The 15,302-nt window shown below is 68.9% G+C and carries 13 protein-coding genes; 4 read left to right on the top strand and 9 right to left on the bottom strand.

What is annotated here, in order from left to right; all coding sequences use genetic code 11:
- Positions 1 to 312 precede the first annotated feature (312 nt).
- Entirely contained in the window at positions 313 to 1,668 is a 1,356-nt protein-coding gene (locus tag ACX80L_RS12360; RefSeq protein WP_459289994.1) for a cytochrome P450, read from the top strand.
- Positions 1,669 to 1,733: 65 nt separating this feature from the next.
- Here the strand turns inward: ACX80L_RS12360 and ACX80L_RS12365 are convergent, their stop codons facing one another.
- The 4 genes from ACX80L_RS12365 to ACX80L_RS12380 form a co-directional block, all read right to left on the bottom strand.
- Complete coding sequence (locus tag ACX80L_RS12365; RefSeq protein ID WP_133080626.1) at positions 1,734 to 2,129, bottom strand: DUF7793 family protein; 396 nt, start codon at positions 2,127 to 2,129, stop codon at positions 1,734 to 1,736.
- Positions 2,130 to 2,252: 123 nt separating this feature from the next.
- A complete protein-coding gene (locus ACX80L_RS12370; RefSeq protein ID WP_208741298.1) occupies positions 2,253 to 2,567 on the bottom strand; it encodes a winged helix-turn-helix domain-containing protein in 315 nt (104 codons plus the stop codon).
- Positions 2,564 to 3,013, bottom strand: coding sequence for a hypothetical protein (locus tag ACX80L_RS12375; RefSeq protein WP_208741300.1), 450 nt, complete (start codon positions 3,011 to 3,013; stop codon positions 2,564 to 2,566). The genes ACX80L_RS12370 and ACX80L_RS12375 overlap by 4 nt, the downstream gene beginning before the upstream one ends.
- Positions 3,014 to 3,087: 74 nt before the next feature.
- Positions 3,088 to 3,888 carry an SDR family oxidoreductase gene (locus ACX80L_RS12380; protein WP_459289997.1) on the bottom strand — a complete coding sequence of 267 codons (801 nt, stop codon included), beginning with the start codon at positions 3,886 to 3,888 and terminating at the stop codon, positions 3,088 to 3,090.
- Between the two features lie 135 nt (positions 3,889 to 4,023).
- On the opposite strand from ACX80L_RS12380, the gene ACX80L_RS12385 reads away from it, so the two are divergent.
- Together ACX80L_RS12385 and valS are read left to right on the top strand one after the other, a co-directional pair.
- On the top strand, positions 4,024 to 5,544 hold the full coding sequence (locus ACX80L_RS12385) for a SulP family inorganic anion transporter (protein ID WP_459289999.1): 1,521 nt from the start codon (positions 4,024 to 4,026) through the stop codon (positions 5,542 to 5,544).
- A 53-nt stretch (positions 5,545 to 5,597) separates the two neighbouring features.
- On the top strand, positions 5,598 to 8,222 hold the full coding sequence (gene valS, locus ACX80L_RS12390) for a valine--tRNA ligase (RefSeq protein WP_459268160.1): 2,625 nt from the start codon (positions 5,598 to 5,600) through the stop codon (positions 8,220 to 8,222).
- 68 nt (positions 8,223 to 8,290) lie between these two features.
- Here valS and ACX80L_RS12395 read toward each other — a convergent pair whose 3' ends face one another.
- Entirely contained in the window at positions 8,291 to 8,908 is a 618-nt protein-coding gene (locus ACX80L_RS12395; protein ID WP_459290001.1) for a mycothiol-dependent nitroreductase Rv2466c family protein, read from the bottom strand.
- A gap of 209 nt (positions 8,909 to 9,117) precedes the next feature.
- On the opposite strand from ACX80L_RS12395, the gene ACX80L_RS12400 reads away from it, so the two are divergent.
- Positions 9,118 to 10,626, top strand: coding sequence for a glyceraldehyde-3-phosphate dehydrogenase (locus tag ACX80L_RS12400; protein WP_459290003.1), 1,509 nt, complete (start codon positions 9,118 to 9,120; stop codon positions 10,624 to 10,626).
- Positions 10,627 to 10,689: 63 nt separating this feature from the next.
- Here the strand turns inward: ACX80L_RS12400 and clpX are convergent, their stop codons facing one another.
- The 4 genes from clpX to tig all read right to left on the bottom strand — a co-directional run bounded on the left by clpX (position 10,690) and on the right by tig (position 15,261).
- Positions 10,690 to 11,982 (bottom strand): ATP-dependent Clp protease ATP-binding subunit ClpX, encoded by a 1,293-nt coding sequence (gene clpX / locus ACX80L_RS12405; RefSeq protein WP_133080633.1) that lies wholly within the window; start codon positions 11,980 to 11,982, stop codon positions 10,690 to 10,692.
- 164 nt (positions 11,983 to 12,146) lie between these two features.
- A complete protein-coding gene (locus ACX80L_RS12410; protein WP_133080634.1) occupies positions 12,147 to 12,821 on the bottom strand; it encodes an ATP-dependent Clp protease proteolytic subunit in 675 nt (224 codons plus the stop codon).
- Between the two features lie 40 nt (positions 12,822 to 12,861).
- Positions 12,862 to 13,488 carry an ATP-dependent Clp protease proteolytic subunit gene (locus ACX80L_RS12415; RefSeq protein ID WP_279628600.1) on the bottom strand — a complete coding sequence of 209 codons (627 nt, stop codon included), beginning with the start codon at positions 13,486 to 13,488 and terminating at the stop codon, positions 12,862 to 12,864.
- A gap of 252 nt (positions 13,489 to 13,740) precedes the next feature.
- Positions 13,741 to 15,261, bottom strand: a complete 1,521-nt coding sequence (gene tig / locus ACX80L_RS12420; protein WP_459290005.1) for a trigger factor — start codon at positions 15,259 to 15,261, stop codon at positions 13,741 to 13,743.
- Positions 15,262 to 15,302: the final 41 nt, after the last annotated feature.

Here is a 15,302-nt window from a genome sequence, read left to right on the forward strand (position 1 = left end):
CGCGGTACCACCTCACTTGCCGCCGTCGTCCGCCGTGCCACTGGCACGGCAGCCGGGGCCGCCGCTCGTTCCGGCTGTGACGGGCCACCCGTCCGGTTCTACGGGCCGCCACGGAGGGCGGCCTTTCTTCCGGAAGCTCACCGGTGATCGCCGGGTCGACGCTTGTGCCCCCAGTCTAGCGCCGCCGCGATTTCCTTGTCGAAAGGGGACCTGCACATCCGCCGGGCCGGCGGGCGCCGCGAAAGGCGTTGTGGTCCCCACCCGCGCGCGGCAGGCTGGAAGGGACCCCGACTGCGACAGGATGGATACCGCATGCCGACCCCGACCCTCCCCACCGCGTCCGCATCGGACACCGCCCGGCTGCTGCTGGGAGTCTTCCTGCCGACCGTGGCGAAGGGACCCATCATCCGGCGTCCGAGGGTGGTCGGGCTCTCCGCCCGCCTCGGCCTCGACACGAGGGCCGTCCGCATCCTGCAGGCGATCCACGCGAAGTACCCGTCCGGCCCCCTGATGCTGAAGCTCCCGATCCGGAAGCAGGCGGTGGTGCTGGCTCCCGAAGACGTCCACACCGTCCTGGCCGGGTCGCCCGAGCCGTTCTCGCCTGCGACCACCGAGAAGCGCGCCGCCCTGTCCCACTTCCAGCCCGCCAACGTCCTGATCTCCCAGGGGCAGGTCCGCACCGTCCGGCGCGCCCTGCAGGAGCAGGTCCTCGACACCAGCCATCCGGTACACCACCTCGCGGATCGATTCGTCCCGGTGGTGGAGGAGGAGATGCAGCAGCTGCTCGCGGGAGCCTCGTCCCGCGGGTCCCTGCCGTGGAGCGATTTCCTGGACGCGTGGTACCGCGTGGTCCGCCGCGTGGTCTTCGGGGACCACGCGCGGGACGACAAGGAACTCACCGCGATGGTGATCAGGCTGCGCAAGGACGGCAACTGGGCGTTCCTGAGGCCGGTGCGCAGGAGGACTCGCGAGCGGTTCCTGGCCCGCGTCGGGCACGAGCTCGCCCACGCCGAACCCGGGAGCCTCGCCGCGGTGCTGGCCGCCGCCCCGAAGGGCGACGGCGCAGAGCCCGCGGAGCAGGTCCCCCAGTGGCTCTTCGCCTTCGATCCGGCCGGGATGGCGACCTTCCGGGCCCTGACGGTCCTCGCCACGCATCCGGAGGCGATGGCGGTCGCCCGGGACGAGGTGGACGGGGACGAGTCGGGGCGCCGGTTCCTCCCCTACCTGCGAGCCGTCGTCCTCGAATCACTGCGGCTCTGGCCGACCACCCCGATGATCCTGCGGCAGACGACCGCGCCCGTGCAGTGGGCGCAGGGTCGGATGCCCGCGAAGTGCGGCGTCCTGATCTACTCGCCGTACTTCCACCGGGACGAGCGCCACGTCCAGGGTGCCCACGATTTCTCCCCGGAGCGCTGGCTGTCCGGCGAGCGGGACGACTGGCCCCTCGTGCCGTTCAGCGACGGACCGGTGGTGTGCCCGAGGAAGCAGTTGGTGCTCCTCCTGACGAGCGCCGCGCTGGCCTCGCTGGTGCACGGGCACGATTTTGGCGTCGAGGACGGTCAGGCCCTCGATCCGGCCCGCCCCCTGCCCGGCACCCTGGACAACTTCTCGGTGCGCCTGCGCGTCGCGTCGCGGACGAGCGCCCACGACACGGCTCCTCCGGCCTGAGGGGCAGGCGGCGGTCCCTCCCGGATCCGCCGACCTTCCGGCCGGGGACTCCGGGGACGCAGTCCTCAGGTTGCGGCCCCGCTGTGCGGATGATCGCCCAGCCAGGCCCGCGCCCGGTCGGAGTCCTCGAAATGACGGGTGGGGTACGGCGGCCGGTGCACCCGCGTGAAGAACTCGGTCAGGGTCCGGTCGACGGCTGACGGTCCCACCAGGGCCATGGCTGCGATGTTCAGGCCTGAGGCGAACCGGTGCAGGGCGCCGCGGCTCAGCGACACCATGCCGTTCAGCTCCACGAGCATCGGCGGACAGAGGTCCGGGCTGAGCCGGTTCGCCCGCTCGACCAGGGCCTCGGCCATCTCGTCGCTGACCGTCGCGCTGCGGCTCCACTCCACCCAGAGGACCGCGTCCCTCATCTCGGCCGCGAATGCTGCCACGTCCGTCCCGCTCGGCTGATCGTCCACGCTGTCCGTCCCCCTGTCGGTGCAACACCTGCCCACAGGCACCCTACTCCGGGTCGGGGAGCGCCGGACGGAATCGGCAGCGGGCGGCAGGGCCCTCCGTGGCGGAGAGCTCTGCCGCCCGGCTCAGAAGGTGCCGGCGATCTCCCGCAGCGCCGCCAGATGGTTCCGCCACACGGCGTCCCCGGCCTTCGTCATGGTCAGCCAGGTGCGGGGGCGCTTCCCGATGAAGCCCTTGCGGACGCCGACGTAGCCCGCGGCCTCCAACGCCGCCACCTGCTTGCTGAGGACCGAGTCCGAGACCTGCAGGTGGTCGCGGAGGGTCGCGAAATCGATCTCCTGGGTCTGGGCGAGCGCGGCCATCAACGAGAACCGGACCGGGTGGCCCAGCGTGTCGTCCAGCTGGTGGCGCGGGTGGGCGGGCGTGCCCTGCGTGCTCACCTGCGGGCCTCGTACCAGGCGCACGCCGTCGTCGTGAGGGTGATGAGCGCCGCCATGAGGGCCGAGAACCACAGCTCGCCCTCGAGGACCGTGCCACCGAGCACCATCGCCGCCACCCACAGCAGGGCCCACGCCCCGATGTAGTACGCCCATCGGACGCCGAAACCGCGCTTGTTCGCCTGGGTGAAGACGGCGGCCATCGTCGTGAAGATCAGGATCCAGACCATCATGGTGACGATCGGGAGGACGACGGGCGTGCCGGGCGCCTGCGCCGCGAGTCCGAGGGCGACGACGCCCATCGCCGAGACGGCGCCGAGACCGAGCAGCGTGGCGATCTGCGGCCAGCCCGCACCGGTTCTCACACTTGCGCCGATCTGGTCCGCCTGCGCGAGCAGTGCCTGCGCCTCCCCCGCGCCCGGGTGACCGGTCTTCGTGGTATCGCTCATCGTCGTGCCCCTTCCGAGTAGTTGCTGATGGAACCACAATCGCAACTACTTTCCGGATCGGCAAGTACTTTCGATCAGGTAGTGGAGCGGAGCACCTTGTGGTTCGCCGCCTGGGCCAGCGGGCGCAGGACGAGCTGGTCGATGTTCATGTGATGGGGAGCGTTGAGGGTGAAGGCCACGGCATCGGCGACGTCCTCGGCCGTCAGCGGGTACTCCACGCCCTCGTACACCCTGTCCGCTGCACCCTGGTTCCCGCCGAGTCGGTTGAGCGAGAACTCCTCCGTGCGCACCATGCCCGGGGACACCTCGATGACCCGGATGTTGTTCCCGGCCTCCTCCAGCCGCAGCGAACGCGCCATCGACTCCTGTGCGGCCTTCACGCCGCAGTACCCGGCTCCCCCCTCGTAGGCCGCGAGCGCGGCGGTGGAGGTCAGGAACAGGACGCTGCCCTGGCCGCCGTTGCGCAGTGCCGGCAGCAACGCGCGGGTCATGCGCATCGAGCCGAGCACGTTGACGTCGTACATCCGCTGCCAGTCCTCGATGACGGACTGCCCCACCGGGTCGGCCCCGAAGGCTCCGCCGGCATTGTTGACGAGCGCGTGCACGGGGCCGCCGGCGGTCGCTGCGGCCGTGAAGGCATCGACGGACGTTTGGTCGGTGACGTCCAGGGCGAGGGCCGTGGCGCCGGTCTCCGCCGCGAGGGCCTCGAGCCGGTCCACCCGGCGGGCTGCCGCGACGACGTCCCAGCCGTCGCGACGGAGGGCGCGCACGGTCGCCGCGCCGATGCCGGAACTGGCTCCGGTGACGATGGCGCGCAGGGCGGAGGGGGCCGGGTCGGCGGGCGCGCCGAGGGGCGCCGGGGATGTCTGGGTCATGGGGCCACTGTAGCCATCCCGGGGCGGTCCTGTGCCTCCGATGGACCCACCCGGAGAAGGCCGCGCGCAGGTAACGTTGAGCGGGGCCCGCGCTCTTGTGCCCTCCGCTGTCCCACCAGAAGGAACCGACGCACCATGACATCCGCAGGACGCACCACCACGGACACCCCCCTCTCGCCCAGGGAACGATCCTCGGTGAGGCTGGCGCTCCGGACCCCGCGGCTCCTGAAGACCGAGGTGCTCGCCGGCCTCGTCGTGGCGCTGGCGCTGATCCCCGAGGCCATCGCGTTCTCGATCATCGCCGGTGTGGACCCCCGGCTCGGCCTGTTCGCATCGTTCACCATGGCGGTCTCCATCGCCTTCCTCGGCGGCCGGCCCGCGATGATCTCCGCCGCGACCGGCGCGGTCGCCCTCGTCATCGCACCCCTGGTGGATAGCCACGGCATCGACTACTTCATCGCGGCCGTCATCCTCGGCGGGCTCATCCAGGTGATCCTCGGGATCGCCGGCGTCGCACGGCTCATGCGCTTCATCCCCCGCTCCGTCATGGTCGGTTTCGTGAACGCCCTCGCCATCCTGATCTTCGTGTCCCAGGTCCCCGAACTCCTCGGCGTCCCCCTCCTCGTCTACCCGATGGTCGCCGTGGGCCTGCTGATCGTCTTCGGCCTGCCCCGCCTCACCAGGGCCGTGCCCGCACCCCTGGTCGCGATCGTGGTCCTGACACTGTTCACGATCCTCGCCGACGTGCCCGTGCCGACCGTCGGCGACAAGGGAGACCTGCCCGAGAGCCTGCCCTCGCTGTTCCTCCCCGACGTCCCGCTGACCCTCGAGACCCTGCGGATCATCGCTCCCTTCGCCCTGGCGCTCGCCGCCGTCGGACTCCTCGAATCCCTCATGACCGCCAAGCTCGTGGACGACATCACCGACACCCGGTCCGACAAGACCCGCGAGTCGTGGGGCCAGGGTGCCGCGAACATCATCACCGGCTTCTTCGGCGGCATGGGCGGCTGCGCCATGATCGGCCAGACCATGATCAACGTGAAAGCCTCAGGGGCCCGCACCCGCATCTCGACGTTCCTCGCCGGGATCTTCCTGCTCGTCCTCGTCGTCGCCCTCGGCGACATCGTCGCGCTCATCCCCATGGCCGCGCTCGTCGCGGTCATGATCTTCGTCTCGATCGCCACCTTCGACTGGCACAGCATCACCCCCGCCACCCTGAGGCGCATGCCCAGGAGCGAGACCACCGTCATGCTCGCCACCGTGATCGTCACCGTCTGGACGCACAACCTGGCGATCGGCGTCGGCGTGGGTGTCCTCGTGGCCATGGTGGCCTTCGCACGCCGCGTGGCCCACTTCGTCACCGTCCACCGCACCGAGGACACGGTGGACGGCGAGCGGCGCGTCACCTACGTGATCGACGGCGAGCTGTTCTTCGCCTCCTCCAACGACCTCTACATGCAGTTCGAGTACGCGGCGGACCCCCACCACGTCACCATCGACCTGCGCCGGTCGCACCTGTGGGACGCGTCGACCATCGCCGCCCTCGATGCCGTCTCGGAGAAGTACCGCTCCCACGGCACGGAGGTGGCCGTCGTCGGCCTCAACGAGGCGTCCGCGTCGATGCGCGACCGGCTGCGCGGACAGTTCGGCGCCTGAGCCGCGGGAGCACCGCGCACGGCGGGCCCGCCGCCGTAGGGAACAATGGAGGCATGGCCGACACGACCCAGGGCACAGACACGCCCTCACCCCAGCCCGTTTCCGTTCCCGACAAGCCCGCCCTCGAGGGCCTCGAAGAGAGGCTGTCCCGCCAATGGCGGACGGACGGCACCTACTCCTTCGACCGGGCCACCACGCGTGAGCAGGTGTACTCGATCGACACACCCCCGCCCACGGCGTCGGGATCGCTGCATGTCGGGCACATGTTCTCCTACACCCAGACCGACGTCCTCGCCCGCTTCCAGCGCATGCGCGGCGCCAACGTCTTCTACCCCATGGGCTGGGACGACAACGGTCTGCCCACCGAGCGCCGCGTCCAGAACTACTACGGGGTGCGCTGCGATCCGTCGGTCGCCTACGACCCCGACTACCGGCCGCCCGCCGAGCCGGCCAAGAACCAGCGCGACTTCGACGCGGTGTCCCGCCGCACCTTCATCGAGCTCTGCGAGGAGCTGGCGGTCGAGGACGAGAAGGTCTTCGAGAACCTGTTCAGCACGCTCGGCCTCTCGGTCGACTGGGACCTGACCTACCGGACCATCGACGACACCTCACGGGCCGTCTCGCAGCGCGCCTTCCTCGAGAACCTGAGGGCCGGGGACGCCTACCTCGCCGAAGCGCCCACCTTGTGGGACGTCACCTTCCGTACCGCCGTCGCGCAGGCCGAGCTCGAGGACCGCGAGCAGCCCGGCGCCTACCACCGGATCGCCTTCTCCACACCCGACGGCGGACAGATCCACATCGAGACCACGCGGCCCGAGCTCCTGCCGGCATGCGTCGCCCTCGTCGCGCACCCCGACGACGAGCGCTACCAGCCCCTCTTCGGCACGACCGTCACCTCCCCGCTGTTCGACGTCGAGGTCGAGATCAAGGCGCACCCCCTCGCGAAGCCCGACAAGGGCAGCGGCATCGCCATGATCTGCACCTTCGGCGACCTGACCGACGTCACGTGGTGGCGCGAGCTGCAGCTGCCGACCCGCGCGGTCGTCGGTCGCGACGGGCGCATCCGCTCGGAGACCCCCGAGTGGATCGCCACCGGGCGCGCCCGCGAGAACTATGCGCAGCTGGCCGGCAAGACGATCTTCAGCGCCAAGGAGGCCGTCGTCGCACTGCTCCGCGAGAGCGGGGACCTCGACGGCGAACCGAAGAAGATCGTGCACCCGGTCAACTTCTACGAGAAGGGCGACAAGCCCCTGGAAGTGGTGACCAGCCGCCAGTGGTACATCCGCAACGGCGGACGCGACGCCGGCAAGCGGGACGCACTGATCCAGCGCGGCCGTGAGATCGACTTCCACCCTGCCTTCATGCGCTCGCGCTACGAGAACTGGATCGAGGGCCTGAACGGCGACTGGCTGGTCTCCCGGCAGCGCTTCTTCGGGGTCCCCGTCCCCGTCTGGTACCGCCTCGACGCCGACGGCGAACCCGAGTACGACCATCCCGTCGTTCCCGCGCTCGAGTCCCTCCCGGTCGACCCGGCGGCCGACCCCGCCCCGGGCTTCGAGGAATCCGCACGCAACCAGCCGGGCGGCTTCATCGGCGACAACGACGTCCTGGACACCTGGGCGACCTCGTCCCTCACACCGCAGATCGTCGGTGGCTGGGCCCGCGACGAGGACCTGTTCGGCAAGGTCTTCCCCTTCGACCTCCGCCCGCAGGGACACGACATCATCCGGACCTGGCTGTTCTCGACGGCGGTCCGCGCCGACGCGCTGCAGGACTCGGTGCCGTGGAAGCACGCGGCACTCTCGGGTTGGATCCTCGATCCCGACCGGAAGAAGATGTCCAAGTCCAAGGGCAACGTCGTGGTACCGACGGACGTCCTCGAGCAGTTCGGTGCCGACGCCGTGCGCTACTGGGCGGCATCCGCCAAGCTCGGCGCGGACACCGCGTACGAGGTGAACCAGATGAAGATCGGCCGGCGCCTCGCGATCAAGCTGCTCAACGCCTCCAAGTTCGTCCTGAACCTGGGCGTCACCGAGGCGTCGGTGGGCGAGGGTGCTGTCGGGCGCGTCTCCAACGCCCTGGACCTGTCCCTGCTGGCACAGCTACGGACCGTGACCGACCAGGCGACCGCGGCGTTCGAGAAGTACGACTACGCCCGCGCGCTCCAGCTGACCGAGTCCTTCTTCTGGACCTTCACCGACGACTACGTGGAACTGGTCAAGGACCGTGCCTACGGGGACTCCGCGGACGCGGGCACGCAGTCCGTCCAGACAGCGCTGGCCACGACGCTCGATGCCCTGCTGCGCCTGTTCGCCCCGTTCCTGCCGTTCGCCACCGAGGAGGTCTGGAGCTGGTGGCGCCAGGGCTCCGTCCACCGGGCGGCCTGGCCGAGCGCGGACGCGCTGGCCGGCCTGCCGGACACCGCCGACGCCGGTGTCCTCACCTCCGTCGCGTTGGCCCTCGGAGGCATCCGCAAGGCCAAGTCCGAGGCGAAGGTCAAACAGCGCACCGAGGTCGAGACCGCCGTCGTGACGGCACCGTCGGTGCAGGTGGAGCAGGTCCGTGCCGGGCTGTCCGACCTCCTCGCCGCGGGCAACGCCAGGGACCTCCGCTTCGCGGAAGGAGACGGCACCCTGGCCGTCTCCGACGTCGAACTGGTCGCCCAGCCCGCCGAATAGGCCTCCCGGGCGTAGAACGCGGAAGGGGACCCACCGTACGGTGGGTCCCCTTCCGTCTGTCCTGCGGACTAGTCGAACGTCGGGCTCTTCGTGCGGGACCGCTTCAGCTCGAAGAACTCGGGGAACTCCGACAGCAGCACGGCGCCGTCGAAGATACGGCCGGCTTCCTCGCCGCGCGGGATCCTCGTCAGGACCGGACCGAAGAACGCCGTGCCGTTGAAGGCGACCACCGGGGTGCCGACCTCGTCGCCGACACGATCGATGCCGTCCTTGTGGGACGCCCGGAGCTTCTCGTCGTACTCATCGGTGGTGGCGAACCGGGCCAGGTCCGCCGGTAGGCCCACCTCCTCGAGGGACTCGCGGATGACCCGCCCGAAGTCCTTGTCCTGCCCGATGTGGATGCGGGTGCCCATCGCGTCGTACAGCTTCTTGATGTACTCGTTCCCGTACAGTTCCGCAGCGGCGATGATGACCCGGACCGGCCCCCAGCCCTGCAGCATCATGGCCTGGTATTCCTCCGGCAGGTCTCGTCCCTCGTTCAGGACGGACAGGCTCATGACGTGCCAGTCGACGGAGATGTCGCGGACCTGCTCCACCTCGCCGATCCAGCGCGACGTGATCCAGGCGAACGGACACAGGGGGTCGAACCAGAAATCGGCCTTCTCGACGGTCGTGGACTCGCTCATGCAGTACTCCTTCTGAGATTGGGAGGCCGTAGCCTTCTTCCGTGCAACCCGCCCTGTCGACGTCGTATTCCGCCCCGAGTTGGTGCCGTGCTGCCGGAGGCGGTCTAATGAAAGGACACGACCAGCCGACGGTGCCTGGCGCTATCCCTGCGTCGCATCGGGCTGGATGAGTTCGCACCGGACTTCCCGGTGATGGAAGGGACGCCGTTTTGCAGCAGCACCGGACCGAGGACCACGCCGACACCCCCGCCGACACCCACGACGGCTGGCTCGACCGCGAGGAACTCGCCGAAGCCATGATCCCGCTCATCGGACGCCTGTACCGGAAGAACAACGTGGTCACGAGCATCCACGGACGCAGCCTCATCAACAAGTCCACGATGAACATCCTCAAGGCCCACCGCTTCGCCCGCCGCATCACCACCGAGGAACTCCGCCTCGAGGACACCGCCCCCATGCTCGCGATCCTCGCCGACCTCGACCTCGGCGCCGCCGCCATCGACATCGGGCGCCTGCGCCTGTCCTACGACGCCTCGACCGCCGCCGGGGACGAACGCTCCCTGGAGGAGTTCCTGCGCACCGAGCTCGCCGACATCGTCGGCCAGGGCGGGCACGACGAGCGCACCAGCACCGACGTGGTCCTCTACGGCTTCGGGCGCATCGGCCGGCTCGTGGCCCGCCTGCTCATCGAGAAGGCCGGCGGCGGCCACGGCCTGCGCCTGCGCGCGATCGTCGTCCGCCGCGGCTCCGCCAACGACCTCACCAAACGCGCGAGCCTGCTGCGCCGCGACTCCGTGCACGGGTCCTTCGAGGGCACGATCCAGGTCGACGAGGCGTCGAACACCATCACCGCCAACGGCACCCGCATCCAGGTGATCTACTCCGACGACCCGGCCTCGATCGACTACACCGCCTACGGCATCACCGACGCCCTCGTCGTGGACAACACCGGCCGCTGGCGCGACGAGGCGGGCCTCTCCCAGCACCTCGAGAGCACCGGCGTCGCCAGGGTCCTGCTCACCGCACCTGGCAAGGGCGCACTGAAGAACATCGTGCACGGCATCAACCACGGCACCATCGAAGACACCGACCGGATCATCACCGCGGCGTCCTGCACCACCAACGCCATCACCCCGGTCCTGAAGGCCATCAACGACCGCTACGGCGTCGTGCACGGCCACGTCGAGACCGTGCACTCCTTCACCAACGACCAGAACCTCATCGACAACTTCCACAAGGGCGACCGCCGGGGCCGCTCCGCGGCCCTGAACATGGTCCTCACCGAGACCGGCGCCGCGACCGCCGTCACCAAGGCCCTGCCCGAACTCGCGGGCAAGCTCACCGGCAGCTCCATCCGCGTGCCCACCCCGGACGTCTCCATCGCGATCCTGAACCTCACCCTCGGACAGGGCACCACCAAGGAGGAGGTCAACACCTACCTGCGGGAGATGTCCCTGCACTCGGGCATGCGCAAGCAGGTCGACTACATCGACAGCCCCGAGGTCGTCTCCACCGACTTCGTCGGCTCTCGCCGCGCCGGCATCGTCGACGGCCTCGCGACCATCTCCGAGGACATCCACCTCGTCCTCTACGTCTGGTACGACAACGAGTTCGGCTACAGCTGCCAGGTCGTCCGCGTCATGGAGGAGATGGCAGCCGTCCACCCACCGAGCTACCCGCAGGCGGACGCCGGAGCCACCGCGGGCGCCATGGCCTGAGGACACAGGAAGGGCCCGGCCGATCGGCCGGGCCCTTCCTGTCGGGTCGCTGTCCGCCGCGGGTCAGGCCGACTTGTTCCGCCGCTTCGCGACCACTTCGTGCGAGATGAGCGTGGGCTCCGCCCGCTTGGCGACGACGTCGTCCGTGATGACCACGGTGGCGATGTCCTCGCGGCTCGGCAGGTCGAACATGACGGGGAGGAGGACCTCCTCCATGATGGCGCGCAGTCCCCGGGCGCCCGTGCCGCGGTCGAGGGCGAGGTCGGCGATGGCCTCGAGCGCCTTCGGTTCGAAGACGAGCTCGACCCCGTCCAGCAGGAACATCTTCTGGTACTGCTTCATCAGCGCGTTCTTCGGCTCCGTCAGGATCTGCATGAGCGCCGGACGGTCCAGGTGGGTGACGGTGGTGATGACGGGCAGTCGGCCGATGAACTCGGGGATCAGCCCGAACTTCAGCAGGTCCTCCGGCATGACATCGCCGTAGCTCGCCTCCTCGTTCTTGAGGGAGCTCAGCGGCGCGCCGAAGCCGATGCCCTTCCGTCCCGCCCGGGACCCGATGATCTCCTCGAGCCCCGCGAACGCCCCGGCCACGATGAACAGCACGTTCGTGGTGTCGATCTGGATGAATTCCTGGTGCGGGTGCTTGCGCCCACCCTGCGGCGGCACCGACGCCACCGTGCCCTCGAGGATCTTCAGCAGCGCCTGCTGGACGCCCTCGCCGGAGACGTCGCGCGTGATCGAGGGGTTCTCGCTCTTGCGGGAGATCTTGTCGATCTCGTCGATGTAGATGATGCCCTGCTCGGCCTTCTTCACGTCGTAGTCGGCGGCCTGGATGAGCTTGAGGAGGATGTTCTCGACGTCCTCGCCCACATATCCGGCCTCCGTCAGTGCCGTCGCATCGGCCACGGCGAACGGGACGTTCAGCCTGCGCGCCAGGGTCTGGGCGAGGTAGGTCTTGCCGCACCCGGTGGGGCCGATCAGCAGGATGTTCGACTTGGCGATCTCCACGTCCTCGGTCTCGGCCGCGTCGGCGAGGGTTCCCGCCGCACGCGGACCGCTGCCGGACTGGATGCGCTTGTAGTGGTTGTAGACGGCGACGGCGAGGGAACGCTTCGCGGGCTCCTGGCCCACCACGTACTCCTGCAGGAAGTCGAAGATCTCACGGGGCTTGGGCAGCTCGAACGTACCGAGATCGGCCACCTCGGAGAGCTCCTCCTCGATGATCTCGTTGCACAGGTCGATGCACTCGTCACAGATGTACACGCCGGGGCCGGCAATCAGCTTCCGCACCTGCTTCTGGCTCTTCCCGCAGAAGGAGCACTTGAGCAGATCCGTGCTCTCACCAATGCGAGCCATGGTTCAATCCCCTTAGGTATTACGCGATTGCTAGAACCACTCTAGGCCACATGGCCGTGGTAGCCGGTATCAAAATGCCCGTGGTGCCTTGCGGCGCCACGGGCGATGACCGGACGATCGGGCGGATCCGGCGGCCCCCTGGACCATCGGATCCGCCCTGCCGACTAGGGCGTGTTGATCTTCGGCGGGGTGATCTTGCGCGAGGTCAGGACCTCGTCCACCAGGCCGTACTCGACGGCGTCGGCGGCGGTGAGGATCTTGTCGCGCTCGATGTCGATGTTGACCTGCTCGGCCGTGCGGCCCGAGTGCAGTGCCAGCGTGTCCTCGAGCCAGGTGCGCATGCGCATGACCTCGTTGGCCTGGATCTCCAGGTCGGAGGCCTGCCCGCCCTGGCCGCCGGACAGCGCGGGCTGGTGGATCAGCACGCGCGCGTTCGGCAGCGCGAGGCGCTTGCCGGGTGCGCCTGCAGCCAGCAGGACGGCCGCGGCGCTGGCAGCCTGGCCGAGGCACACGGTCTGCACCTCGGGCCGGATGAACTGCATGGTGTCGTAGATCGCCGTCATCGCGGTGAAGGATCCGCCGGGCGAGTTGATGTACAGGGTGATGTCGCGCTCGGGGTCCGTGGACTCGAGCACGAGCAGCTGCGCCATGACGTCGTCCGCGGAAGCGTCGTCGACCTGGGTGCCGAGGAAGATGATGCGGTCCTCGAACAGCTTCGTGTACGGGTCCTGGCGCTTGAAGCCGTACGGCGTGCGCTCTTCGAACTGGGGAAGGATGTAGCGGCTGGTCGGCAGGTTCTGCGCCGTGGATCCCGCTGCTGCCTGGAAATCGTGGTTCATGGTGTCTCCTGTAGGACGACTGGTGGAAGGCTGCTGCGGACTACGCGTTCTGCTCGGTGCCGCCGCCGCCGGCGACGGAGCCCGAGTGCGCGGAGATGTGGTCGAAGAAGCCGTAGTCGAGGGCTTCCTGGGCCGTGAACCACTTGTCGCGGTCATTGTCCTTGAGGATCGTCTCGACGGTCTGGCCCGTCTGCTCCGCCGTGAGTTCGGCCATGACGCGCTTCATGTGGAGGATGAGTTCTGCCTGGATGCGGATGTCGGTGGCCGTTCCGCCGATACCGCCGGAGGGCTGGTGCATCAGGATGCGGGCGTGGGGCGTCGCGTACCGCTTGCCCTTCGTACCCGAGGACAGCAGGAACTGCCCCATGGAGGCGGCGAGGCCCGTGGCGACGGTGACGACGTCGTTCGGGATGAACTGCATCGTGTCGTAGATGGCCATGCCCGCGGTCACGGAGCCGCCCGGGGAGTTGATGTAGAGGAAGATGTCGCGCTCGGGGTCCTCGGCCGACAGCAGGAGCAGCTGCGAGCAGATGGCGTTCGCGTTGTCGTCGCGGACCTCGGAACCGAGCCAGATGATGCGCTCCTTGAGGAGCCGGGTGTAGATGTACTCGTCACGTCCGCCCATCTCGGGACCGGCCATGCTCGGGGTACTTGGTTCGGTTGCCATTGCGTTAACCTCTCACTCTGGCGGGCCGCTGCCACTTCGGCCGACCCGTCCGTTTGTCTCTCCTTGGACACTAACCCGCTGCGGCGGTGAATTGCTCCCGCACCGCGAACTGTTCGCTGACGGCGCACGGTGGCGGGCGGGGTCCCGGGAGCCGCTTCGCGGGGGCCTGGAAACGGCTCCGGCAGCGCTTAACGAGACAGCGGTGCCGCCGCCCGGAGGCTGCGGCACCGCTGTCGGCGCTGCGGAGGAAGGCTACTTCGTGGCGGCCTTCTTCTTGGGTGCCTTCTTCTTCGGAGCTGCTTCGGTCTCGGCCTCTGCGGCTGCCTCCGGAGCCTCTGCGGCTTCGGAAGCCTCGGCGGTCTCGGAAGCCTCTGCAGCCTCGGGGGCCTCAGCGGTCTCCGACTCGCCAGCCTCGATGCCCTCGACGGCGTCCTGCTCGGTCTCGACGTCGTCGACGGTGATCGTCTCGGCGTCGTCCCCGGCGGGACGGACGAATTCGCTCAGGTCGACGGCGGCACCGCTGGTATCGGTGACCGTCGCGTACTCGAGGACCTTGGCGAGGGCCTTGCGGCGGCGGACTTCTCCGACGATCATCGGGACCTGGCCGCTCTGGTCCAGCATCTGGGCGAACTGGTTCGGCTCCATGCCGTACTGGCCGGCGGTGGAGACGATGTAGTCGATCAGCTCGCTCTGGCTGACGCCGACCTCTTCCTTCTCGGCGACGGCGTCGAGGATGACCTCGTTCTGGAAGGCGCGCTCCGTGTTGGTGCGGACCTCGGCTCGGTGCTCCTCGGTGTCGTGGTCCTCGCCGGCGCTGTGGGCGTTCTCACCGTTGAAGTGCTGCTCCAGCTGCTCCTCGACGACGCTGGCCGGGACGGGCACGGCGACGAGCTCGACGAGACGGTCGAGCACCTTGTCGCGCGCCTCGACGCCCTGGTCCATGAGCTTGGACTCGGAGGCCTGCTTGGCGAGGTCGGCCCGCAGTTCCTCGGCGGTGTCGAACTCGGAGGCGAGCTGGGCGAATTCGTCGTCGACGGCGGGGAGCTCGCGCTCCTTGACGGCCTTGACGAGCACGGTGACCTGGGCGTCGGCGCCGGCATGCTCACCACCGGCGAGCTTGGTCTCGAAGATCGCGGTCTCGTCCGTGGACAGCCCGGTGACGGCCTCGTCCATACCCTCGAGCATCGTGCCGGAGCCGATCTGGTAGGACAGGTCCTGCGCCGAGTCGACCTCTTCGCCGTCGACCGCTGCGGTCAGGTCGATCGTGAGGAAGTCGCCGTCCTTGGAGGGGCGGTCGACGGCGGCCAGGGTGCCGAAGCGCCCACGCAGCTCATCCATCGCCTTCTCGATGTCCTCGTCGGACGCCTCGACGGGCTCGACGGTGACTTCGATGCCCTTGTAGTCGGGCAGCTCGATCTCGGGACGGACATCCAGTTCCACGGTGAAGGTGAGCTGGCCGTCCTTCTTCGCAGGATCGGGGACCTCGGTGATCTCGACCTCGGGGCGGCTGAGGGGACGGATTCCCGTCTCCTGCACGGCGCTCTGGTAGAAGCCGTTCAGGCCGTCGTTGATGGCGGTCTCGATCACGTAGCCGCGGCCGACACGCTGGTCGATGAGCTGCTGCGGAACCTTGCCCTTGCGGAACCCTGGAACCTGGACCTGGGTGGCGATGGTCTTGTAGGCCTCGTCGATGCTGGGCTTCAGTTCCTCGAAGGGAACCTCGACGTTCAGCTTCACCCGGGTGGGGGAAAGGGTTTCAACAGCGCTCTTCACAGCGTAGGACTCCTGAGATGATTGGGATTGGTTCTGCAGCG

The sequence above is a fragment of the Arthrobacter sp. MDT1-48-3 genome (assembly GCF_054511015.1).